The following is a 23463-nucleotide window of genomic DNA, read 5'->3' as shown; positions in this document are numbered from 1 at the left end:
GCGACAACCTGCCGTGGGAGGCGCGCAGATCGTGTAGGAACAACAGACACGGTCGGACTCACAACACAGACCTTCTGTTACGCAGCGCGGTCGGTAGAGGGTTTGACGGCCGCACGAAGCCCACGCATCAGGCGCTCGGTCAATTCGGCAAGGCTCAGTCGTCCAAACAACCGTACATAGTCTTCAAGCGCAACGAGTGGGCCAGGGTCAGCCCCACCATTGCGTTCGCGCAGATACCAGCGATGATCCATAATCCACCGATAGAGGTCAGCCTCGGTACGGCCTGGGAACGAACGCAAGGCCCCACTCTCACGGATTACACTGACAACCGGCATATAGACCGTATCGTACCACCTTGTAACGGCTTCATCGCGGGTAACTTCACTGCCTTGTTCCTGACTTAGATAGTAACGATGGGCATTGATATGCTGGATCAAGGCCAGGTAGCCCCCCGGTTCACTAAACTCCATCCGCTGCTCTGGACGCAGGCTTGCCAACTCAGTCCACTCAAGAAAATCGCTATATTCTTCCTTCAGCAAGAGACTGCGCATACTCAAATCTGAACCAAGCGGCACATCAACGACCAGTTCGATCACCAACGCATCGATGTCTACCTGGCCCTGCAAACGGGCTACGGAGACACGATGGTTGCCATCCTTGACAAAATAAATATCACCGATCTTGTAGAGTTCGACCGCTGGCAGCGTCACTGCCTCGTGGAAGGCACGATCAACCGACAGCCAGCGTGACATCGTAGCCTGATGTCGGGGTGCAAACTGACGGTCAAAATCGGCGTAGCGGCCTTCGCTGCCAATAATTTGCGCGACCGGCACACTGTGGAGGCCTAGATCGCGCTGGCTCCGCACATTCAGGCGTGAGCGCACCTCTTCAAACGCGAGCAGTTCATTCGAAGAACGATCAACTAGCGAAAGCAACTGAGTGATCAGTGCTTTGCGCCGGGCTCGACTAAAATCCTCACGAGTCGTCTGCTGAATCCAGGACATCGATTCTATCTCCTGGCTACGTCCCACGACGCCGTGTGATGTCTGTCTACCTTCGACGGGACCTGCGCAGCCGCTATGGTTGCGTCACTTTAAGCGTAGGGTAGCATGAACAGTCTTTCATTGCAAGAGGGTTGATCTGATAGCTGGCTGTGAGGGGGTTGGCTTTGCCAGCCCCCTCACAGCCAGTTCTTTGCCTTTGATCAGAGTTCAAGCAGACCGTACCCGGCCGTATTGATCACCATCGTATCGCCATAACGGGTTTCGGTCGTGCTCGTATAGCCATACGAGAGATGAATATGACCGTGAATGAGATAGCGCGGACGGAAGCGATCCATCAGCCAGAGAAACGTCTGGAAGCCGCGATGTGGGTAATCCGGGCCGTTGTGGATATCAAGGGGTGGGGCATGGGTGATCAGAATATCAAGATAACTGCCATAACGATAGTTATTGAGCAGCATCCAGGGTACCAGACGCCAGGCCCGCCGCATCATCTCGGCATCAGTATACATATGATACCCATCAAGTTTGTAGCGCAAACTTCCACCGAGCCCGGCGATACTGAGCCCCCCATAGCGCATGGCGCGACCTTCAACCGAAATAGCCCCGCGAGGGGCCGTCAACTCTTCCCCGGTCTCTAGAAACTGTGACCCATCGTGGTTGCCATAGACATAGAAACATGGCACGCCAAGCATGGTCATGACAAACTCGATATAGTAATAGGGCAGATCGCCGCAACTTAAGACAAAATCAATCGCGGGAAAGCGCTGTTTGATATTCAAGCTGTAGATTGTGGGAACAACCTCATCACTGATCGTAAGAATCTGCATGATATTACACACTATCAGCAAGGCGTTGACGAAAGCCAACGTTGACGCCAGGAATAGGAAGGGTAAAGGTAAAGGTTGAACCAGTTCCAAGTTCGCTTTCAGCCCAGATCCGCCCTCCATGCAATTCGACAAGCGCACGGGTAATGCTCAAACCTAAACCCGTTCCGCCAATCCTGCGCGTGTTCGTATTATCCACGCGATAAAAGCGCTCCCAGATACGGGGCAGATCCTCGGGGGCAATGCCAAGTCCCTTGTCGCTAATGGCAATCCGGATCCACCTGCCTGGTGGATGATCAAGCGGCAGGTCTTCCTCGTCAGCCTCCTTGATTGCCAACACAATCTGCCCACCATTCGGGCTATACTTGATCGCATTGGTTAAAAGATTGAAGATAATTTGCTTCACTTTGTCACGATCAATATAGACTGGGGGTAAGTTGTGGGCCACATCCAGCAACATACGATGACGGGCCAGTTGGGTGTTGAGTTGCGTCGTCAACTCGGCCACAATGCTATGGAGTGAGGTGAGCCACCGATTGAGCTGAACTTTGCCCGCTTCAATCCGTGAAATGCTTAGCAAGTCTTCCACCAGTTGTGAGAGACGACTCGCTTCATCAAAGACTGTTTGCGTAAACTGCATGCGGTCAGGTGTCGTAAATTCACGGTTCAACAAGAGTTCAGTATAACCGAGGATTGAGGTTAGTGGTGTCCGCAATTCGTGGCTGACCATCGAAACAAATTCGTGTTTGAGGCGATCGGCTTCGCCTTCGCGGGTGACATCAGTCACTGCCCAGAGCCGCCCGGTGATCCGGTGCTGGCTGTCAGACGTCGGCACCGAGAGGATTTGCAGATTCTGATTTGGGTTGACCAGGCGCACACGGGTTGTCTGTAGTTCGGCGGGGTTGCGCTGACACCGGGTAAAAAATTCGGTCAGGCGCATGGGGTCCTGCAGGCGTGGCAAGAGTAACTCGACGAGATCAAAACTGACGTGAAAGGGCGAGCGTGCCAGTGTTCCCCGCAAGCCCCAGATTTCACTCCAGGCAGGGTTCGCCCGCAACACTTTGCCACTTGCATCAATCAATGCCAACCCTGTTGGCAAACTGGCAAAGACTTGACCAAGATAATTGGCACTCTCAAGCGCTTCTTGGTAATGAATGGCCCGGTTGAGCGGGTTGGCGACCCGGCGGCAGAGGGCACGCATAAAACTCAGTTCATCTTCACCAAAGGCATTTGCCCGCGTACTATGCAATAAAATGATGGCTGCAGGACGGTCGCCGAGCAACACTGGTGCCGCGAGTTCGGTTCGCGCTCCTGCCCAGGTAGGCTGTAGCCCGACTTGCGTTGCGTGATCGCGTACAAGCAAGACCCGACCACTGTGGGCCGCCTGACCCGCCAAGCCTGTCTCCCAGTTAAACCGCTGGCGCCCCTGGCTCGTCAGCCCCTGCTGCAAAGATGATGGATAGCCTTCGGCCAGTTGCAGGATCAATTGACGCCGCTGGTGATCGACAAGCACAATCGCTCCGGCGTCAGCCCCGGTTGCCTCGATGGTACGCCGTAACAGTAAACTCAATAATTCATGCAAATCGAGCATTTGCTCTAAATTTGCATCGAGTTCACTCAGTTGCTGGCGACGTTGCGGCTCAAGGGTGAGACCAGTTGGCGTCTCACTCACTGGCGTAAGACCAGCCGGGACTGTTTCACGCCGCCCTTCCCGGGCAATCGCAATGGCTAACTGAGGCAGCAAGCCTGTGAGCATTTCACGTCCGAGGTTGACCAGGTTCGTACCGGTGGGGGCGCGCAACTCGATGACACCCCATAAACGCCCGCCCCAGAAGATCGGTGTGCCAAGGTAGGCTGCCTGCATAACTGGCAAATCACCATCTCCCGCCGCCTCGTTGCTCAGCACAATTGTCCGACTCTCAAAAACTCCGTTCAGGGCCACCCGCCGTGTGAGGGCTTCATCCCACGGATAGGGCCAACCACGGGCAGAATAGTATTGCTGGCGAGCTGTGCCCGGTTGAGCCGACTGGAGCCAGCATGTCAAGCGTGCATCACGAAAACTGACCGGCCCGCGCAAGAGTTCAAATACACGATGAACACGCTGTTGGAGCGGCTGATCTTCGTAGAGCAACCGGGTCGCTTCGGCCAGCAGCATCAGGGCCTCTGTCGCTTGCTCAGGCTGTACACTCAGCATAAGGAAGACCGTACTATAATGTAGGGCAGCGTAAGCGCTACAAGCGTGTCTACCATACCATTGTTTGCATTGTACTCTCTCATGGTCACTGATGCTATGGTTTACTTTACAAAAAAGTGACGTAGACCCAGATTCATCTGCCAGATCTGGCCAGACAGGGTATAATAGCCTATATCTAAGCGCTAGTTTCTATGTGTAAAGGAGTACATATGTTCACGGTTATTGATCACATTGGCTTTGCTGTTCATAATGTCGAGGAGGCGATTGCTTTTTACAGTCAGGCCTACGGCATCACCGAGTGGGAGCGCATCAGTCTGGACGATCGCCACATGGCCGTCGGGGTTGCCCGCCTTGGTGAGACCTTGATCGAATTGATTGCCCCGACCTCAGAGCAGGCAGCTTTCTCCAAGTTTTTAAGTGAGAAAGGTCCCGGCATTCACCATATTGCCTATCGCGTTGATGATATCGCTACCTCGCTCGCTGAACTTCAGGCGCGTGGTGTTCCTCTGATCGACAAACAGGCGCGTCCGGGTATCCACAATACACTAGTCGCCTTCGTGCATCCCAAAGCCGGTGCCCAGGGTGTCCTCACTGAACTGGTACAACATCAGCATTAGAGCAAGCAAGCCATGAAACCTGATCAAGACGATTATCGGAAGTTGCTCTGCAGTACCAGCATGGGCTACACAGCCTATTATGTCTGGTCACTCCAGGCTCGCCGTGAGCGCAAATACAATGTCTCCCGCTTACTCGCCGCCCTCAGCAGTATGAAGCGGGTGCGGGCTGAACAAGCACTGCGTGCCCTCGGGGTCGTTGGCAAAACGCGCCTTAATGTCGCTCACGCACTGGCAGGGTTTGAGCCTGATATGATCGCATCTGGGCCAGTGACCGGTATCAGCACCCTCCCGCGGGCATTGCTTGAACGGGCGGCTCAGGCCCTTGGCGAAGGCCGCGATCTTGTTGCCGAAGAGATGGGCGATCTCTTTGTCTGTGGCAGTTGTGGCGAGCTCATGGAAGGAGCACCGGCCACCTGTGATGTCTGTGGTACGGTGCGCGAGGGCTTTCTTAGCTTCCGTGCCACCGAGTCAATGGGGACGCTTGGCCCGCACACAATTGTCCGGCAACTCGAACAGACATGGGGAACCCTCCAGGCTCTGGTGGCTGATCTCAGCGAAGAGCAACTGGCTACCCCGGCTGTGGGTGCCGCTTCGATCAAAGAGCAGGTTGGTCATCTGGCTGATATGGATGTGGTTTTTCGCGAACGGGCCTGGTTGATCCTTGAAACAGATAACCCTCAGTTGCCCAATGCCCATCCGCCAACCCTGGTGCAGGCTGGACGCTATCGCACCCACCTGATGGTTGATCTTATGGAGGCCTTCCATACGAGTCGTATGCAGACGATCGATTTGCTCCGTGGTTTGACCGTGGCTGCCTGGCGTCGTACCGGGCACCACACGATCTTTGGCACGATCCCACTGACCCATCAAGGCAACTGGATCGTCGAGCACGAAAAAGGCCACCTCATCGAGATGGCCCAGATCCGCCACGACCTGCTTGATCAACGTCCTCTCTCACTTCCTCACAGTCTGGTCTTTGAGATTCTGGAGGGCGAGTAAGCACCCTGCATGTGTCCTTTTCACGACCTTCCCAGATGCTTCGCAAAGAAGTCGAGGCCCACTTGGAGGTTGGCAGCATCAAAAAACTGTTCGCCGCCGTGACCAGCACCTTCAATCAACATAAAGGTCACGTTCTCGTCACCCTGTGCCGCCACAAGCGCATCATAGAGTAAGGCGCTCTGTGCTCAAACGGTAGTTGATGCTTGCAACAGCATACCCCGCTTCAAGCAATTGATCAATGCCCGTCGTAGCCATCGCATCCGCTTTGTCACCGAGCATAAAGCCACCGCCGTGAATAGTCACGATGACGGGCAACGGGCCTTCACCAGAAATGGGGCCATTTCTTCAGAGTTTCTTCAGCATGGTGTGCTACGATATGCCTATGAAGCAGCGCATTCTGGTCGTTGACGATGACCAATCAATCGCCCATATCTTGCGGAGCTATCTCGAGCAGGCTGGCTATCATGTACTGACGGCACATGATGGCAACGCAGCCCTGCAAGCAATGCGCTACGAGCAGGTTGATCTTGTTATCCTTGATCTCATGCTGCCAGGCCGCGATGGCTGGTCACTCATTCGTGTCGCACGTTCTGATGCGATCCTTGGTGCCCTACCAATCATTCTGGTGACCGCACGTATTGATGAAGGAGATAAGATCCTAGGCCTCGAACTTGGTGCCGATGACTACATTACCAAACCATTCAACGGGCGTGAGGTGGTTGCTCGTGTTGGCGCGCTCCTTCGCCGCCGATCCCTTGATCTGCACGGCTCTGTCACGCCCCGTACGCTCATCGCCGGGGAACTTTGTCTCAATCTGGATCAGCATAGCCTGACCATTCAGGGGCAGCCTGTTGAACTCACTCGTACCGAATTCAAACTGCTTGAGGCACTGCTCGAACATCCTGGCTACACCCTCACCCGTGACGATCTGCTCGAACGAGCAATGGGTTATGCCTACGAAGGTTTGGGCCGCGTTCTTGATACGCACATTCGCAATCTGCGCCGTAAAATCGAACCCGATCCCAATAATCCGCGTTATATCTGTACGGTCTATGGCGTCGGTTACCGCCTCGCTAAACAGTAGGAAGAGCTATGAATCGCCTCTGGGTGCGCTTTAGCGTGCTGATCGGAGGGGTGCTTTTTGCGGTCTTTTTTCTCCAGTTCCTCTCCATCATCATCCCACATACCGCTGGTTGGGAAGACCCCCGTGGCGATCCGCCTGATGCAGAGATTGCCAGCCGTCTACTCGAGTTTATGGCACTCTCTGCGTTGGTAGGTCTCGCTAGTGGTATCGTCATTGCCCGCGTGGTGAGTGCTCCGGTGAGTGCCATCGCCCAGGCTGCTCGGCAAATTGGCTCAGGCAACTTGACGGTGACTGTCCCTGTCTGTGGCAGTGAGGAATTGCAAGATCTGGCCCGGACGTTTAATAAGATGGCAGATGGATTGCATCAAGGCGAGATCTTGCGCCGCAATCTGATGAATGATATTTCGCACGAGTTACGTACACCATTGGCCGTTCTCGAAGGCAATCTTCGCATTGCGTTAGACGAGCTCACCCCGCTCGATGGAGCTGCCATCGCGCACCTCTATGGTCAGACACGCCACCTGACCCGCCTTGTCACTGATCTTGGTGAACTCGCGCTCGCTGAAAGCCATCAACTGCCACTTACACGCCAATGGACTGACCTGAGCGATCTTGTAACCGAGAGTCTCCAAGCTCTCACGCCACTTGCCGACGAAGCAGGTGTGCGCCTGACTAGTCAGCTTGCGAACGTGCCTCGCTTGTGGATCGACCCACTCCGCATACGGCAAGTGCTCTTTAATCTGCTCACGAACGCACTACGACACACACCTTGCGGGGGAAGCGTTACGGTGGTGACGAGCGTTGATGAGCTATGGATCCGTCTTGAAATACGTGATACCGGTGAAGGGTTAACGCCAGAACAGATCGAGACGATCTTTGAACGCTTTTACCGCACCGATAGCTCCCGGAGTCGAGGAACGGGAGGAACAGGTCTCGGCCTGGCAATCGTGAAAGCCATCAGTGAAATGCATGGTGGCAACGTGAGCGCCTCGAGTGAGGGCAAAGGCCACGGCACTACATGTACCGTAACCCTGCCCATCAATGATCCTGCGCAACCCATCCAGATATCGGCACACCAGAATCAGACGTAGCTTCGCCCAACAGCCTTACGCAAGAGGCGGCGTGCGTGCGTACGCAGGCTCCGCGCCCCAAGGGCGGCAAAAAAGAGGCCGATCAGCGCCAGGGGGGTACGACGCGGGCGAACCAGTTCACGTAGGGCAACCGGATCGCGGAGTGGTAACGGTGACGTTTCGTGTACCTCTACCTGCAAATTGTCACCGTGCCACTCACGCTCAACCCAGAAGAGGTCGGGCATGCTGCGCTGAAAAAAATAGTAGGCTGGATTATACTCATAGAGGTAGTCAAACAACTCGCCAAAGGGCTCGGCAGGTTCTTTGGGATGCAAGACAAGCGTGTCGCCAACGAGATTGACATACCAGCGGTGAAAAGACCAGTGAAAGAGGCGCTCGGCAATTTCTGACGGACTCTGGATATAACCGGCGGCACTGGTACGTTGCAACTCACGCGCAAACTGCTCGGGATCGTCCATATGTTCAAGGATATGCGAACAGATCGCATAGGCAAAAGCCCCATCCTTGAAGGGCAAAAAGTGCGCATCAGCTACCACAAACGGGCGATCGACCACCAGATCGCCGCCTCGCTCACGATTATCTGATCCCAGAAACCGATCCACCAGGACATTCGACCGTGGATTCGGATTATCCCCACTCCCAATCTCAAGCACAAGCCCATTGCTGGGCGGGTTACACGATTGTTTCATAATGCTACCGCCAAAAGTCCGCATTGACGGGCCAGGGTCAGGGGCCCTGGCTCATCAATTCAAATCATCCCCACTGAGACTATCACGCAGAATATCGAGGTTTTCGAGGGCCAGACCTGTGCCAATTGCCACACAGGAAGCCGGCTGATCAGCGACATAGCATGGCACACCAGTGACCTCGGTGAGCAACTCATTGATGCGGCGCAGCATCGAACCGCCGCCGGTCATCACCATGCCTTTATCAATGATATCCGACGACAGTTCCGGCGGAGTTTCGACCAGCACCGCCCGCACCGCATTGACAATCGCCTCGAGGGGTTCCTGGATCGCTTCGGTGATCTCATTCGAGTCAATTTCGATGGTTCGCGGCAACCCAGCGACCTGGTCACGCCCGCGCACCTGGGCGGTCAAAGGTCGTTCGAGGGGGAGCGCCGACCCGATCTCGATCTTGATACTCTCGGCAGTACGTTCGCCAATGAGGACATTATATTTGCGTTTGACATAAGCTGCGATCGCCTCGTCGAACTTATTGCCGCCGACCCGCACCGAAGTACTGACCACAATATCATTGAGGGAAATAACAGCCACCTCGGTTGTCCCTCCACCGATATCAATAATCAAATTGCCCGAGGGTTGGGCAACCGGAATATTTGCACCGATGGCGGCGGCAAGTGGTTCACGGATCAGAAAAGCGCGCCCAGCCCCAGCCTCGAGGGCAGCATCACGAACCGCACGCATCTCGACGCTGGTCACCCCGGCTGGAATACAGATCATTACCTCTGGCTTGGCTACCCGAAAGCGCCCTGCCGCCCGCATGATGAAATATTTCAGCATCGCTTCGGTGACAACATAGTCGGCAATGACACCATTGCGCATCGGGCGCACCACTTCAATGCTCTCGGGTTCACGCCCAAGCATCGCCAAGGCCTCGGCCCCAACAGCGCGCACACGGCCATCGCGGGTGCTCAACGCTACCACCGAAGGTTCAGAGAGCACAATGCCTTTGCCTTTGACATACACGAGGACATTTGCGGTTCCGAGATCAATGCCAATTTTGCGGGCCATAATTTCCCCTGGTATCTACCAACATACACCCAGTAGGTACAAAAAGAGAGCCAAAACATCCTCTATTATAACGTATCTATAGCTGTCCAAGAACCTCTTTAGTGTGTCTGTAGCTGACAAAAAGCTGATGTGCCGAGACTTGGGATGGGCAAAAGCGAAGGTCAGGGCGTGCCAAATGCTCACCCTGACCCTTTCGCAACACTGTCGAAGGCGAATCTTACTGGCGCCGTCCGATTTCGCGCATACGCATCACCTGGAGGCGTACCATCTCTTTGCGCAATTTGGCTTCGGCGAGCGCCATCTCTTGCTCGGTCTGAGCCGACTGACGCAGTTCTTCGGCCCGTTTAATTGCTGCTTCAACCCGAGCGGCATCAATATCATCAGCGCGTTCCACCGTATCAGCCAGGATCGTGACGCGATCGGGTAAAACCTGCATAAAGCCACCCGAGACGGCAAACGGGGTGCGGGTGCCATCCTTGACAATCGTCAACTCACCAGGCTGCAAGATGGTCAGCAATGGTGCATGGCGGGGCAGGATCCCGACGCGCCCATCACGTGTTGGGGCACTGATCAGATCTACCTCATCGGAATAGATTTGGCGCTCGGCAGTGACAATCTCAAGATGGACTGGCATGGCCTATCCCTTCTTGTTACTCGCTTCATAGGCAGCCACAACCTCCTCGAAATCACCCTTCATATAGAAGAATTGTTCAGGAATATGGTCGCCATCGCCATTCATTACCCGACGGAAGCTTTCAACCGTCTTCTTGACGGGCACATACTTGCCTGCCAGACCGGTAAATTGCTGGGCCACCGTGAAGGGCTGTGAGAAAAAGAGCTCGATTTTACGTGCGCGTGAAACCGTCAACTTATCATCATCGCCGAGTTCTTCCATTCCAAGGATGGCAATGATGTCTTTGAGGTCTTTATAGCGCTGCAATACCCGCTTGACATCCTGGGCTATACGGTAGTGCTCATCGCCAACCACATTTGGATCAAGGATGCGGCTCGTTGAGGCCAGCGGATCAACCGCCGGGAAGATTGCACGTTCGGCAATGCTACGCTCAAGTGAAATTGTCGCGTCGAGGTGCGCAAAGACGGTTGCAGGGGCCGGATCAGTGTAGTCGTCGGCAGGCACATAGACGGCCTGCATTGAGGTGACTGAGCCGCGACGGGTTGACGTAATACGCTCTTGCAGTTCACCCATCTCGGTGCTGAGGGTTGGTTGGTAGCCCACCTGTGAAGGCATGCGCCCGAGCAGTGACGAGACCTCAGAGCCAGCCTGTACAAAGCGGAAGATATTATCTACAAAGAGCAGAATATCACGGCCCTCATCGCGGAAATACTCTGCCATCGTCAGCGCCGTCAAGCCAACGCGCAGACGCGCCCCAGGGGGCTCATTCATCTGCCCAAAGACCATCACCGTCTTGTCAAACACGGTCGAGTTCTCATCAATCCGTGCTTCTTTCATTTCGTGCATGAGGTCATTGCCTTCACGGGAGCGTTCACCCACACCGGCAAAGACCGAATAGCCAGACTGCTCTTTGGCGATATTCGCAATCAATTCCTGAATGACGACGGTCTTGCCCACCCCGGCACCACCAAAAATGGCCGTCTTGCCACCGCGGGTAAACGGAGCCATCAAATCAATAACCTTGATCCCTGTCTCGAAGACCTGGGCCTCGGTGCTCTGCTCTTCAAACGAAGGTGGAGGGCGATGGATCGGGCGACGCTCAACTGAAGCAGGGATCGGCTCACCCCCATCAATCGGATCACCGAGCACATTCATCACCCGTCCGAGGGTCGCCGGACCAACCGGCACAGCAATGGCTGCGCCTGTATTATACACTGGCACACCACGCTGCAAGCCATCAGTCGAACCCATAGCAACTGCCTTGACCAGACCATTGCCAAGCTGTTGTTGAACCTCACAGGCCAGGCTCGTTCCATCCTCAAGGGGGATCAACAGTGCGTTATAAATTTCAGGAACGTGATTCTCAAAGCGGCAAGTCACCACCACGCCAAGGATCGCAACCACAGTGCCTTGCTCGCCGGTCGCGTTGGTCATAACATTCACTCCATCTCAGTGTTGCAGTTACAGCGGCATCCACCGCGATTGCTCAGGGGCCTGCCAGCCAGTGCTGACAGCACTATCCATCGGCCAGGGCATTGGCACCCGAAGAGATCTCACTCACCTCTTTGGTAATTGCCGCCTGGCGAGCCTTATTAAAGGTTAGGGTTAATTCACGTGCGAGATCCTTGGCACTCTTCGTTGCATTGCGCATTGCCACCATGCGTGCCGAATGTTCGCTGGCAATGCTTTCGAGCACGGCCTGATAGATCTGGGTTTCGACATAACGCGGCAGCAATTCTTCGAGCAACTCTTCCTGGCTTGGCTCATAGGTGAAGTCGAGGCGTGGTGCCCCGCTTGCTTCAGGTGTTTCCACTGGAACCAGGCGTTTCAGGGCAGGGCGCTGGACAAGCGTATTGACAAACTCACTATAGACAATATGCACTTCGCTATACTCGCCTGTCTGCACGCGGGACAGCGCGGCCTGGGCCACCCCAAGCACCTGTTCGAGGGACGGAGCATCACCGAGTTTCATGGTCTCAGCGATCACCTTCTGACCGCTGCGCACAAGAAAATCGCGCCCTTTTTTGCCATATGTAAAGGTCTCGACCTGATTGCCTGTGTTATTCTGCTCAAGAATAAAGCGCCCGGCTTGGCGCTGCACATTCGAGATAAGGCTACCACACAGACCACGGTCAGGGGTCACGACAATCAACCCCACTTTCCCGCTATTAGGTTGGACTTCCAGCAACGTGCCTTTACGCCCGGTACCAACAATACGGCCGGTCAACTCAGCAATCAATTGACGCATACTCTCAGCGTAGGGACGTGTCGCGACCACATTCCGCTGCGCACGGCGCATCTTCGAAGCCGAGACCATCTCCATTGCGCGAGTGATCTGGGCAACATTCTTGACTGAGCGGATCCGCCGCTTGATTTCACGGCTACTCGCCATGGGATACTCCGAATTGCAGTTTGCTCATGGACATTGCCCTGTCAGGGGCAACGTCCATGCACAAACATCAAGCATAGTTACTCGTGGCGTTAAACTCTTTAATCGCCGACGTAAGCGCATTCTTGACCGCATCCGAGGGGAACTTGCGATCCAGACGATTATCGCGGATCAGGGTGCGCACCTCGGGATGGGCTGTCTTGAGGAAGTTCAAGAAATCGTCGCGCCACGTTGTAATAAAGGCAACGGGAATTCCCTCGAGGAAGCCATTGTTGGCTGCATACAGGATGGCGACCTGATCTTCAATGGGCAGTGGATTATACTGGGGTTGTTTGAGCAACTCCTGCATCCGCTGGCCTCGCTCGATCTGGGCGCGGGTCGTTGCATCAAGATCCGAGGCAAACTGAGCAAACGCTGCCAGATCGCGGAACTGTGCCAGTTCACCCTTGAGCTTACCGGCAACCGAGCGCATTGCCCGGGTTTGCGCTGAAGAACCGACACGGCTCACCGAGATACCAACATTCAAGGCGGGGCGCTGGCCTGCATTGAAGAGGTCGGTCTCGAGATAGATTTGTCCATCGGTAATCGAGATGACATTGGTCGGGATATAGGCCGACACGTCATTGGCCTGCGTCTCAATCACCGGCAGGGCCGTAATCGAGCCACCACCATAATCGTCATTGAGACGTGCAGCGCGTTCAAGCAAACGCGAATGGAGGTAGAAGACATCGCCGGGATAGGCTTCGCGGCCAGGGGGCCGACGGAGCAGCAACGACACCTGGCGATACGCCACCGCGTGCTTGCTCAGATCGTCATACACAATCAGGGCATCCTTGACGAGTTGCCCATCCAGCATGACCCCGTTTTCCATGACCTCTTCGGCCATTGAACAGCCAGCATAGGGTGCAATATACTGCAGCGCTGCTGACTCAGATGCGGTTGCCGACACAACAATAGTGTAATCAAGCGCACCGTACTTTTCGAGAATACCCACGACCTGAGCAACCTGGGCACGGCGCTGGCCAATTGCGACATAGATACAGACCATCCCCTGACCCTTCTGGTTCAGGATGGTATCAACAGCAACGGCCGTCTTGCCAGTCTGCCGGTCACCGATAATCAACTCACGCTGGCCGCGGCCAACTGGAATAAGGGCATCAATCGCCACGATTCCTGTTTGCACTGGCGTATCAACCGACTGGCGGGTAATCACACCAGGGGCAATGCGCTCGACCTCGCGATAGGCCTTAACCTCCACAGGGCCTTTGCCGTCCATCGGCTGGCCGAGCGGATTAACTACCCGTCCAAGCAAACTCTGGCCAACAGGCACCGAGATCACCCGTCCTGTCGACGTGACGATATCGCCCTCCTCGATGGACTGATAATCGCCGAGGATGATCGCACCAACGCTATTTTCTTCAAGGTTGAGGGCATAGGCAAAGATCGACTCGACACGTCCTGCCTTCGGCGGAAACTCGATCAACTCGGAAGCCCGCACCTGGTCAAGGCCGCTAATGCGGGCCACACCATCACCAATTGAGGTAACAGTGCCAACATTAACCTGACGCGGCTCAAATTCAACCCCGCTCGCAATGCCTTGCTTCAAGCGGGCAAGCAATTCATCAGTCATCGTGGTCATCTAGACGCTCCATCAGCAGATGAAAAGCCGGAGCCTGCGGGCGCATACACGTCCTGAAGCCGCCGGCCTTGTCGCCCCTGGATATTGGAAACTACCCTGCAAGCATATTGCGCTGCAACACGCTGAGGCGCGTACGCAGACTATTATCAAGCACCTGATCACCGACACGAATAATCAGGCCACCAATCAAGGTCGGATCGACGGCAAAACTCACCACCACGCCTGTGCCATAGCGTTCTTTCAGTTCAGCAAGAATTTTCGCTTGCTGGGCCGACGACAACTCTACGGCGCTTGTCACCACAGCATCGAGGGCCGCTTCGGGTGCCCCACTCGCAAACGCGGTGAAAGCGGCTACAATGTCATCCAACTGGCCGAGCAAGCCTTCGCGGGCGAGACCGAGCAAGAAATTACGCACCTGAGGCAGAGCCTGGGGTGGCAACGCTGCATCGATCTGTTTGGCCAACTCACCACCGGAAACTTTGGCGAGTTTGGGTGCAGCCAACTGCAACTGCTCAACGGCTGTGCCGATCAGTGCATCATAGAGGGTACTTGCGATTGCCCTGGCGTCAACTGTCGTTGCCATAATCTTCTCATTCGTGCGCGGCCTGAGGCCACACGAGCTTGTGCAATACGTTATGTCGCTACAGTCTTCACAGAACGTTCAGGCCACAGCGACAGAACGTGCGTTAGTTACGACGACCAAGGGCCGACAACGACTCAGCGATCAGCTTATCGTGCCCACTCGCCTTCAATTCTGCATCGAGAACCCGACTAGCCGTCAACGTGACCAACTCGGCAATCTGATCTTTCGCCTCACGCAACAACTGTTCACGCTCTTGAACTGCCTGGGTTCGGGCCTCATCGCGCACGCGCTCTGCCTCACGGCGGGCCTGTGCGACAATCTCGGCCTCTTGTGCCCGAGCACGTTCCTGGGCCTGAGCCACAATTGTCGCAGCCTCTTGACGGGCCTTGGCAATCTCGGCATCATAATCCCGTCTGGCGTTAGCCAGTTGCAACTTCACCTGTTCGGCGTCCTTCAAGCTCTGCTCAATTCGCTGTCGGCGCTCTGCAAGCATCGCCAGCACCCGCTGATAGAGCAGCGCGTAGAGGATGACCATCAACAGCACAAAGTTGATGATCTGATAGATCAGCTTGGGCAGATTCAATCCCAGCTCTTCCATAAAGACCCCCTACGTGACGCGATGTTACAGAACACCAAAACCGATTAGGAACGCGATAACCAGACCAAAGATGGCGAGCGCTTCAGCAAACACGATGCCAATGAACATATTGGTAACAATCGTGCCTTGTGCCTCAGGGTTCCGCCCAATCGCCTGCAGCGCACCCGAAACGAGAAAGCCAATCCCGATGCCAGGGCCAATGGCGGCCAGACCAATTGCAAGTGCCGTTGCGAGCAAGCGAGCAGCCTCTACGTCCATTGTGTGTGTACTCCTACGCTATCCTCTATACCTTGTCGTACAGTCTTGTATGGAACAGGGCCGAAAGACCCGGAACCGCTTAGTGATGGGCTCCCTCGGCGTGACTATGATCGTCGCCGTGGTGCTCGGTTGCCAGACCAATGAAGGCAATGGTCAGAACCGAGAAGATAAAGGCCTGAATGAAGCCAACGAAGACTTCAAAGATGTAAAACGGAATAGGCAGGGCAAGGGGCAACAGGAAGATCATCACAATTAGCAGTACTTCGCCCGCGAAGATATTGCCAAAAAGACGAAACATAAACGCGGGGATACGGGCAATCTCGGAAATAAATTCAAAGATGCCAACAATGAACCCAACGGCCCCACCCTTTACGTTGAAGAATTTCCCGAGGTAGCCCACACCCAGGGCGCGGAAGCCAAAGTATTCGATGGCGAAGACAGCTATGAGGGCCAGAGCCAGGGTAAGATTCAGATCAGCTGTAGGGGCACGGAACAACTCCACGATGCTCTCGCCGGGCTGACATCCGAGGTACTTGCTTTCACCCTCGGCAGCGGCAAACGGTGACGGCACAAGACCAGCATAGGGATCCTGGATATTCAAGGCCAACGAAGCGTGACTCTCGCCTGCGTGGCAAAAGCCAATCGACCCAAAACCCGGGAGCAACCCCGTCCAGTTCGAGACCAGCACCATCAAAAAGATGGTGGCGAGCAGAGGAAAGGCTGCTGGTGTCCACTTCTTGTTAATCGAACTGAAGAAGTTGAACATCATCTCGAGCACCCACTCCATAAAGTTCTGGAGACCTTTGGGCACCATCTGCATATTGCGCGTTGCCAGGAAGGCAATCACAATCAAGAAGATGTCGACCAGAAGCAAAACGAACATGGAGTTGGTGAAATTGGGGATACCGAAGATTTCTTCAGCCTTGACCGAGATGGCAGGCTGACCCATGGGGAAAAGTAACCGTGCGGCAATTCCGGCAATGATCGCGCCAACCACGATCAGGATGTTGCGATTACGTGACGACAACGCACTACCTCCTCGACACTGCCAAACCGCACCCTGGCGGCCAACCTGACTCTGTCACGCGTTATGGTTAGAACGCTTAAGCCAGCCGCCTTGACAGTTGCACCGGCTATTCGTTCCGTCCTTCACAAACAAGAATAACACAGGACGGTAAAAAGCACAAGTTGCAACGTGGCTAACGAGACAGGGCTTTTAGGGTGCCAAGGGCGAGTATACCACACCCTTTTTCGTGCGGCAAATGAGGCGAGAATTTGTTTCAGGTGGGGGTGGACGGCATCGCCGTCCACCCCCACCTGAAACGTGGGATGCTGAACTCGTACCCTACGGTGTGTGGAGGAAGTGGCGGTAATCAACCATCAGGCAGCGGCTTTGTACGACCTGAATGCCGGCGCGAGCGAGTTGTTCCGCAACTTCATGGTTGTAAATGCCTGATTGGAACCAGACAGCCTGCGGACGAGCGGCCAGCATATCATCAAGATGAGCTGGCAGGTCTTGCGAACGACGAAAGACGTCAACCAGATCGAGCGGGCCAGGGATGGCGGCAAGCGTTGGATAGACCTGGCGGCCCAGGATGGTCGGAACATCCTGATCCAGCACTGGGACAGGGACAATCTCGAGGCCCATCTCGACCAGAGCCGCCGGGACATAATGGGCTGGTTTATGTGCCATACGTTCGGGACGAATACCAAGCACCGCTACGCGACGCAACTGACTCAATAACTGCCTGATTGCATCGGACGTATGCAGCAAATTAGCTTGCCAGTTCTCCATTGGCCTTACCTTTTCTGGTCAACGGACGCGTTAGGCCTCGCTCTCAGGTGATCCAAGGATTTTGTTGGTGAGATACGTTGCGAGCCATGCCGCAGCCAGGCCCAGGGCAAGATTAATGAGGCCATGTACCATTCTTCGTCGTAAATCCTGATCCATCGTTTAGTCCCTCCGTCGCATAAGGATGGTGATGAAGTAGAGAAGTTGCGCAATTGCTTGAGCTGCTGCAGCAACATAGGTCAGGGCCGCTGCCTGCAAGACCGCATTGACACCTGCAGCTTCGCTCGTTGAGACAAGACCACTTCGCTCGAGCATAACTTTGGCACGTGAGCTGGCATTGAACTCGACGGGCAACGTCACCAGCGTAAAGGCGACTGCCGCTGAGAAGAGGACAACCCCAGCAATAGCGATATTATAGCCAAGCTCCCCCTGCCCAACCAGGGAGGCTAGCAACAGACCAACAAAAAAGAGAATCGTCCCGAGGTTCGAGCCAAGATTGGCAATGCCAACAATGCTGGCACGGGCACGCAACCAGAAATAGCCCTCTTTGTCTTGCGCGGCATGCCCAAGTTCGTGGGCCACGATCGCCATGGCTGCCACCGAAGGCTGAATGGAACCCTCCGAGAGACGGATAACTTTGTCGCGTGGATCGTAATGATCAGTCAACATGCCATCGATGCGTTCGACCTTGACATGTTGCAGGCCTTCATTTTCCATCAAGGTACGGGCAACGTCGAACCCATTCAGACTGCGCGCACCACGCACCTGTGACCATTTGTTGTAAGCAGACTTGACCCGGAACTGTGCCCACATTGCGAACAACATCGCAGGGAGCGCAAAGAGAAAGTAAAGTGGATCAAAAACAAACATTTTTTACTCCGTCGAGATACTTCATACTCAGGCTGACGATGCAGGCGGGGTACGGTTGGCCGCTGCCCGTCGTTGTTTGATTGTCCGTGCAACCAGCACGACCGTCACGATTGTCGCCCCGATGGCAACACCAATCAAGAGACCGCGTAGGAGCGGTTGTTCATCTTCGGCAGGAATGAGGCGAACAATATCACGCTTCAGGCTCGGCTTCGTGATCGTTTCACTACTCATGAGGCGGTATACCTTACGTCAATGCAGAAGCGATAGATTATGAACGAGCATATTGTAGCATGAGGGGCACTGCTACGCCATAGCAACCTTGCCGCTTTTGCAGCGAGACGTGCTCTGTGCTACACTACATATATCCAGGTGGCCGTCAAAGAAGACGTTGTGTGTCAACTCTGTTTCGCATGAGTGCCAACCGGCGCACACTTTTCAATGCACCCCGTGCCACACGGTTACGGGGTTTTTTGCTGCCTAGGTATTGTGCGTAGGCGCAGATTGAGGAGAGCCTGATGACTGTATCGATTGCTGATCTTGTCCCTGGTGCCTCCGAGTCGGGAGGGGATCTATCGGCAGCGACATTGCGCGAGATGTTTCGGTTTATGTTGCTGGCACGGGTGCTCGATGAGCGGATGTGGTTGCTGAACCGGGCTGGCAAAGCCCCCTTTGTTATTTCGTGCCAGGGTCATGAGGCCGCACAGGTTGGTGCGGCCTTTGCGCTGACCCGTGGCAAGGATTTTACATTGCCCTATTACCGTGGGCTCGCAACCGTGCTGGTGATGGGGATGACCCCAACCGAAGTGATGCTTGGACTCTTTGCCCGGGCCACTGACCCCAGTTCAGGTGGGCGACAGATGCCAGCCCACTATTCGCATCGCCGTCTCAAGATTATTACCCAGTCGTCACCGGTGGGAACCCAGATTGCCCACGCAGCTGGTGTTGGCCTTGCGGAACGCATCAGAGGTGGCGATGCCGTGGTCTGGACAAGCTTTGGTGAAGGGACAGCCAGTCAGGGTGATTTTCACGAGGGCATTAATTTGGCTGCGGTGCAACAGTTACCGGTCATTTTCCAGTGTGAAAATAATGAGTACGCGATCAGTGTTCCTCAGAAGCAGCAGATGGCCGTGACGAGTGTGGCTGACCGTGGGCCAGCCTATGGCATTCCTGGCATCAGTGTTGATGGCACTGATGTGCTCTCGGTCTATGAGGTGACCCGTCGTGCGGTTGAACGAGCCAGGCGTGGCGATGGATCTACCTTGATTGAGGCGCGGGTCGTTCGTCTCACTGCTCATAGTTCTGATGATAATGATCGTGCCTATCGCTCACAGCGTGAACTGAAGAGTATGCGCCTCAGCGATCCTCTGGCCCGTTTTGTGGCCTATCTGCACGACCAGGATATGCTAAGTGAGGCCGAAGAACGCGATCTGCGTGCTGAAGTCGCCGCTGAAGTTGATGCGGCAACCGAAGCGGCCGAACAGGCTCCTATGCCCGATCCTGAGACGCTCTATAACTATGTTTATGCACTGTGAGAAACAATTATGCCAGAAATAAACCTGCTGGAGGCTATCCGTCAGGGCCTCGATGAGATGATGGCTCAGGACGAGCGTATTTTTATTTTTGGGGAGGATGTCGGACGCCGTGGGGGGGTCTTTCGCGTGACCGAGGGCTTGATTGACAAATATGGGTCTTTGCGGGTGCTTGACTCGCCCCTTGCCGAGAGTGTGATTGTCGGAGCCTGCATTGGGGCCGCGATGAATGATACGCGCCCAATTGCTGAGATTCAGTTTGCCGATTTCATTGCCCCCGCTTTTAATCAGATTGTCCAGGAGGCTGCCCGCATCCATTATCGTTCGAATGGTGACTGGTCGGTACCGATGGTGATTCGTGCCCCCTATGGCGGCGGGATTCACGGCGCACTCTACCATAGTCAGAGTATCGAGGCTTTTTTTGCGCACGTGCCCGGGCTCAAGGTGGTTGCGCCTGCGACTCCTTATGATGCCAAGGGTCTGTTGAAGAGTGCGATTGAAGATAATAACCCCGTGCTCTTTCTTGAACATAAAAAGACCTACCGCTTGATCAAAGGGCAGGTTCCCGAGCATGATTATCGCGTACCGATCGGGCCTGCGGAGATCAAACGCCCTGGCGAGGATCTCTCTGTTTTTGCCTACGGCTTGATGATCCATTATTGTCTTGAGGCAGCGCAGAGTCTTGCTGCCAGTGGGGTGAGTGTTGAAGTCGTTGATTTGCGTACGCTGCGGCCGCTAGATGTACCGACGATCCTGGCGAGTAGCCGACGGACTGGCAAGGTGTTGATTGTCCACGAGGATAACCTGACCGGAGGTTTCGGGGGTGAAATCGCGGCCCTGATCGCCGAGCATGCCTTCGAGCATCTGGATGCCCCGATTGTACGGCTTGGTGGGCCTGATGTGCCTGCGATGCCATTTGCGCGGTCGCTCGAAGATGCCTTTATGCCGAATCCCCAGAAGATTGCCGAGGCAATGCGCCGCCTCGCGGCCTATTAGTGTACAGATGGAACGCAACAACCTATGACTACCGAGCTTACGATGCCCCAACTGGGCGAGAGTGTTACTGAGGGAACCATCGGGCGTTGGTTGAAACAACCGGGCGAGCCCGTTGCGAAATATGAGCCTCTCCTTGAGGTGATTACCGATAAAGTTGATAGTGAGGTACCGGCACCTGTTGCTGGGACATTGCTAGAGATTCTGGTGCCAGAGGGTGAAACCGTCCGGGTAGGGACGGTCATTGCCCGATTGGGTAGCCGGGCTGATGCGGTAGCGATAGCGCCAGCCCCAGCGCCACCAGCGCCCACCGAGGCTGGGGCGATGCCTCGTACCGAGGTTATGGCTGCTCGGTCAGCAATGACGACACCCTCTTCACCGGCACATAATACGTTTCTTTCGCCGGTTGTTGCTCGCCTGATAGCTGAACATGGGCTTGATCCGGCGGGTATTCCTGGAACAGGTCAGGGAGGCCGGATTACCAAGCAAGATGTTCTGCGCTTTGTTGCGTCGCGTGACGGTGCGACCACGAACGCTCCAGCCCAACCGGCGACAGCTGTCTCGGCCCCGGTGCCACCGATGGTGCCCCCGGTTGCGCAGGCAGTGCCAGCAATGTCGGTATCGCACGCACGTCCGGTGGAACGGCTTGCCTTGCCAGAAGACGCTGAATTGGTACCGCTTTCGCCGATGCGTCGCAGGATCGCCGAACACATGGAGCGCTCGGTGCGCATCTCGCCCCATGTAACCACCGTGATGGAAGTTGACCTGAGCAGCGTTATGGCGCACCGTGAGGCGCACCGGGCGAGCTTTGAGCAACAGGGCGTACGCCTGACGGTGACACCGTATGTCGTCCAGGCGGTAGCGACGGCGCTGGGCCAAACACCAGTCTTTAATGGCAGTTTCACCGCCGAAGGCATTCTGATGCATCGGCGCATCCACATTGGGGTGGCCGTTGCGCTCGATGAAGGCCTGCTGGTACCGGTGGTTCGCGATGCCGACGAAAAGAACCTGCTTGGTCTGGCGCGGGTGGTAGGTGATCTGGCAAGTCGCGCACGCACACGGCGGCTCCAACCAGACGAGACGCAGGGCGGCACCTTTACCATCACCAATCATGGGGTTGGAGGCAGCCTCTTTGCCACCCCGATCATCAATCAGCCCCAGGCTGCGATTCTTGGCGTTGGGGCGATCGTCAAACGACCGATCGTCATCACCCAGCAGGGGGTAGATGCGATTGCGATCAAGCCGATGGCGTATCTCTCACTCACCTTTGATCACCGCATTGCTGACGGGGCGACGGCAGATGCGTTTTTGCTAGCTATCAAGCGTGCGCTTGAAGCTGTGTAGGTGGGGGATGCCGCTAGGGTGGGTAGGGCAAACGCCCTACCCACCCTATGCGGTATAGCTCCAGAGGCCTACCGGAGAGTCGCATACCATTCGTTTTGCAACTCCTGAAACGACTTGCCATAGATCTCGGCATAATTGGCTGAGCCTGCGGCACGCCCACGACCATTGGCATAGAGCGTATTGAACTTATCCCAGCCATAGGTACGGGTCAGATAATCAACAAAGCCGACCCACATATCGTAGGCAACATTCTGATTGCGGCGATCCATGGTCGCAAGACTGCTCGTATAGCCAGCCTGATAGTGATTTTGGGCGAGCTCTTGAAATGATACGGCGCCTGACAGGCTCAACCAGTATTCGCCAGCGATCCAACTCGCGAGGCCCTCGAGTAAAACCAGATCGGAACGGGACTGCGCGTCTTTGCCATAAGCTTCGGCCTGAAGTGCATGCGCAAACTCGTGCGCCAGGATGACGAGCGCATTATGCATGTCTTCGTCGGCACGGTAATAAATACGAACATTCGTATTGCCGTGGGTGTACGCAATGCCACGTGTCCCTTGACCAGGCGCGAGGCTTGTATGGTAGACACCAGCTGAAATGCGCTCATTCAGGGTTACCGCAAAACGGCGTTGCATGTACGAGAGGGCGTGGTCGGACTTGAGGGCAAGTTCAATGACCTGTTCAGGAGCAAAGGTTCCCCGCCCCACATAAAAATCGACTCGGCGACTAGCATAGACAAACTCACCGGGGAGCGCAGGCCCGCGTCCGGGGAGGAAACTCGTGGGGGCAACCTTGATTGCCGTCGTTTCATTAAAATCGCGGCGTGCAAGGGTTGCGGTTGGATGCAACGGGATTGGTGTTACCGTCGCAGTTGGCAAAACGGCCACTGCTGAAGGCGTCAGTTGCTGAGGGGCGACAACAACAGCAGCAGAGTACATCGAAGGTGAAGGCTCAGGCACACCAGCTCCTAACAGCACAAAAAGGGTGAGCAAGCCGACAACCGATGCAAGCGCTGTCATTGCGCGTTGAATAGGCGACAAGATAGTTTACTCCTCCAGCACTAACAGGGTGCCGGAAAAAGGTTACGACGCAGATGAAGTTGGGGTAACATGTACCATGAAGAAGAAGCGCTGTCAACCAGCGCAAACGACCTGAGACTTTCCACGACCGCATCAACGTGCTATAATGGCACAGGATAGCGTCTCGCAGCGGCGCGTGCTGTTGTGCCTTGTGGTACAGCTAGTGCTCGTGCAGTGTAGCTTTGAGT

26 protein-coding genes are annotated in these 23463 nt (G+C 55.3%); 7 read left to right on the top strand and 19 right to left on the bottom strand.

Going from position 1 to position 23463, the window contains the following annotated elements; all coding sequences use genetic code 11:
* Window positions 1-77 precede the first annotated feature (77 nt).
* The 3 genes from EKD05_RS03945 to EKD05_RS03935 form a co-directional block, all read right to left on the bottom strand.
* Window positions 78-1004, bottom strand: coding sequence for a DUF4032 domain-containing protein (locus tag EKD05_RS03945; RefSeq protein ID WP_129671124.1), 927 nt, complete (start codon window positions 1002-1004; stop codon window positions 78-80).
* Window positions 1005-1204: 200 nt separating this feature from the next.
* Window positions 1205-1831 carry a metallophosphoesterase gene (locus EKD05_RS03940; protein ID WP_129671122.1) on the bottom strand — a complete coding sequence of 209 codons (627 nt, stop codon included), beginning with the start codon at window positions 1829-1831 and terminating at the stop codon, window positions 1205-1207.
* Between the two features lie 4 nt (window positions 1832-1835).
* Complete coding sequence (locus EKD05_RS03935) at window positions 1836-4022, bottom strand: ATP-binding protein (protein ID WP_240695620.1); 2187 nt, start codon at window positions 4020-4022, stop codon at window positions 1836-1838.
* A 209-nt stretch (window positions 4023-4231) separates the two neighbouring features.
* Here EKD05_RS03935 and EKD05_RS03930 point away from each other — a divergent pair, with 209 nt between their 5' ends.
* Window positions 4232-4639 (top strand): VOC family protein, encoded by a 408-nt coding sequence (locus EKD05_RS03930; RefSeq protein WP_129671120.1) that lies wholly within the window; start codon window positions 4232-4234, stop codon window positions 4637-4639.
* Window positions 4640-4651: 12 nt separating this feature from the next.
* Window positions 4652-5638: a DinB family protein gene (locus EKD05_RS03925; protein ID WP_129671118.1), complete on the top strand. Its 987-nt coding sequence runs from the start codon at window positions 4652-4654 to the stop codon at window positions 5636-5638.
* A 162-nt stretch (window positions 5639-5800) separates the two neighbouring features.
* Here EKD05_RS03925 and EKD05_RS27115 read toward each other — a convergent pair whose 3' ends face one another.
* Window positions 5801-5971 carry a hypothetical protein gene (locus tag EKD05_RS27115; protein WP_370374876.1) on the bottom strand — a complete coding sequence of 57 codons (171 nt, stop codon included), beginning with the start codon at window positions 5969-5971 and terminating at the stop codon, window positions 5801-5803.
* A 43-nt stretch (window positions 5972-6014) separates the two neighbouring features.
* On the opposite strand from EKD05_RS27115, the gene EKD05_RS03915 reads away from it, so the two are divergent.
* Entirely contained in the window at window positions 6015-6722 is a 708-nt protein-coding gene (locus tag EKD05_RS03915; RefSeq protein WP_370374872.1) for a response regulator transcription factor, read from the top strand.
* 8 nt (window positions 6723-6730) lie between these two features.
* Complete coding sequence (locus EKD05_RS03910) at window positions 6731-7813, top strand: cell wall metabolism sensor histidine kinase WalK (RefSeq protein WP_129671114.1); 1083 nt, start codon at window positions 6731-6733, stop codon at window positions 7811-7813.
* Here EKD05_RS03910 and EKD05_RS03905 read toward each other — a convergent pair.
* The 14 genes from EKD05_RS03905 to EKD05_RS03845 all read right to left on the bottom strand — a co-directional run bounded on the left by EKD05_RS03905 (window position 7804) and on the right by EKD05_RS03845 (window position 18561).
* Complete coding sequence (locus EKD05_RS03905) at window positions 7804-8502, bottom strand: methyltransferase domain-containing protein (RefSeq protein WP_129671112.1); 699 nt, start codon at window positions 8500-8502, stop codon at window positions 7804-7806. The two genes, EKD05_RS03910 and EKD05_RS03905, sit on opposite strands and share 10 nt — an antisense overlap.
* 54 nt (window positions 8503-8556) lie before the next feature.
* Complete coding sequence (locus EKD05_RS03900) at window positions 8557-9567, bottom strand: rod shape-determining protein (protein ID WP_129671110.1); 1011 nt, start codon at window positions 9565-9567, stop codon at window positions 8557-8559.
* Between the two features lie 217 nt (window positions 9568-9784).
* Window positions 9785-10201 carry a F0F1 ATP synthase subunit epsilon gene (locus EKD05_RS03895; RefSeq protein WP_129671108.1) on the bottom strand — a complete coding sequence of 139 codons (417 nt, stop codon included), beginning with the start codon at window positions 10199-10201 and terminating at the stop codon, window positions 9785-9787.
* Between the two features lie 3 nt (window positions 10202-10204).
* The gene (atpD, locus tag EKD05_RS03890) at window positions 10205-11635 is read right to left on the bottom strand and encodes a F0F1 ATP synthase subunit beta (RefSeq protein ID WP_129671106.1); all 1431 of its coding nucleotides are present in this window, start codon (window positions 11633-11635) and stop codon (window positions 10205-10207) included.
* An 82-nt stretch (window positions 11636-11717) separates the two neighbouring features.
* Window positions 11718-12593, bottom strand: a complete 876-nt coding sequence (locus EKD05_RS03885) for a F0F1 ATP synthase subunit gamma (RefSeq protein ID WP_129671104.1) — start codon at window positions 12591-12593, stop codon at window positions 11718-11720.
* Between the two features lie 67 nt (window positions 12594-12660).
* On the bottom strand, window positions 12661-14229 hold the full coding sequence (gene atpA, locus EKD05_RS03880) for a F0F1 ATP synthase subunit alpha (protein ID WP_129671102.1): 1569 nt from the start codon (window positions 14227-14229) through the stop codon (window positions 12661-12663).
* Between the two features lie 91 nt (window positions 14230-14320).
* Complete coding sequence (atpH, locus tag EKD05_RS03875) at window positions 14321-14812, bottom strand: ATP synthase F1 subunit delta (RefSeq protein ID WP_129671100.1); 492 nt, start codon at window positions 14810-14812, stop codon at window positions 14321-14323.
* 103 nt (window positions 14813-14915) lie between these two features.
* The gene (locus EKD05_RS03870; protein WP_129671098.1) at window positions 14916-15410 is read right to left on the bottom strand and encodes a F0F1 ATP synthase subunit B; all 495 of its coding nucleotides are present in this window, start codon (window positions 15408-15410) and stop codon (window positions 14916-14918) included.
* Window positions 15411-15434: 24 nt separating this feature from the next.
* Complete coding sequence (gene atpE / locus EKD05_RS03865; RefSeq protein WP_129671096.1) at window positions 15435-15668, bottom strand: ATP synthase F0 subunit C; 234 nt, start codon at window positions 15666-15668, stop codon at window positions 15435-15437.
* Window positions 15669-15747: 79 nt separating this feature from the next.
* Window positions 15748-16695 carry a F0F1 ATP synthase subunit A gene (atpB, locus tag EKD05_RS03860; RefSeq protein WP_129671094.1) on the bottom strand — a complete coding sequence of 316 codons (948 nt, stop codon included), beginning with the start codon at window positions 16693-16695 and terminating at the stop codon, window positions 15748-15750.
* Between the two features lie 318 nt (window positions 16696-17013).
* Complete coding sequence (locus tag EKD05_RS03855) at window positions 17014-17463, bottom strand: CoA-binding protein (protein WP_129671093.1); 450 nt, start codon at window positions 17461-17463, stop codon at window positions 17014-17016.
* Between the two features lie 30 nt (window positions 17464-17493).
* On the bottom strand, window positions 17494-17619 hold the full coding sequence (locus EKD05_RS27000; protein ID WP_255427039.1) for a hypothetical protein: 126 nt from the start codon (window positions 17617-17619) through the stop codon (window positions 17494-17496).
* 3 nt (window positions 17620-17622) lie between these two features.
* Complete coding sequence (locus tag EKD05_RS03850; protein ID WP_129671091.1) at window positions 17623-18330, bottom strand: zinc metallopeptidase; 708 nt, start codon at window positions 18328-18330, stop codon at window positions 17623-17625.
* A gap of 27 nt (window positions 18331-18357) precedes the next feature.
* Entirely contained in the window at window positions 18358-18561 is a 204-nt protein-coding gene (locus EKD05_RS03845; protein ID WP_129671089.1) for a hypothetical protein, read from the bottom strand.
* 284 nt (window positions 18562-18845) lie between these two features.
* On the opposite strand from EKD05_RS03845, the gene EKD05_RS03840 reads away from it, so the two are divergent.
* From EKD05_RS03840 to EKD05_RS03830, 3 genes are read left to right on the top strand one after another with little or no spacing between them, the layout of a single operon-like run.
* Window positions 18846-19862, top strand: a complete 1017-nt coding sequence (locus EKD05_RS03840; RefSeq protein ID WP_129671087.1) for a thiamine pyrophosphate-dependent dehydrogenase E1 component subunit alpha — start codon at window positions 18846-18848, stop codon at window positions 19860-19862.
* A 9-nt stretch (window positions 19863-19871) separates the two neighbouring features.
* Complete coding sequence (locus EKD05_RS03835; protein WP_129671085.1) at window positions 19872-20855, top strand: alpha-ketoacid dehydrogenase subunit beta; 984 nt, start codon at window positions 19872-19874, stop codon at window positions 20853-20855.
* Between the two features lie 24 nt (window positions 20856-20879).
* Window positions 20880-22196 carry a dihydrolipoamide acetyltransferase family protein gene (locus EKD05_RS03830; RefSeq protein ID WP_129671083.1) on the top strand — a complete coding sequence of 439 codons (1317 nt, stop codon included), beginning with the start codon at window positions 20880-20882 and terminating at the stop codon, window positions 22194-22196.
* Between the two features lie 68 nt (window positions 22197-22264).
* Here the strand turns inward: EKD05_RS03830 and EKD05_RS03825 are convergent, their stop codons facing one another.
* A complete protein-coding gene (locus tag EKD05_RS03825; RefSeq protein WP_240695619.1) occupies window positions 22265-23236 on the bottom strand; it encodes a hypothetical protein in 972 nt (323 codons plus the stop codon).
* Window positions 23237-23463: the final 227 nt, after the last annotated feature.

It is taken from the genome of Candidatus Chloroploca sp. Khr17 (genome assembly GCF_004138165.1).
In the GTDB taxonomy this organism is placed as follows: domain Bacteria; phylum Chloroflexota; class Chloroflexia; order Chloroflexales; family Chloroflexaceae; genus Chloroploca.
This window is presented reverse-complemented; position numbering and strand designations above follow the sequence as displayed.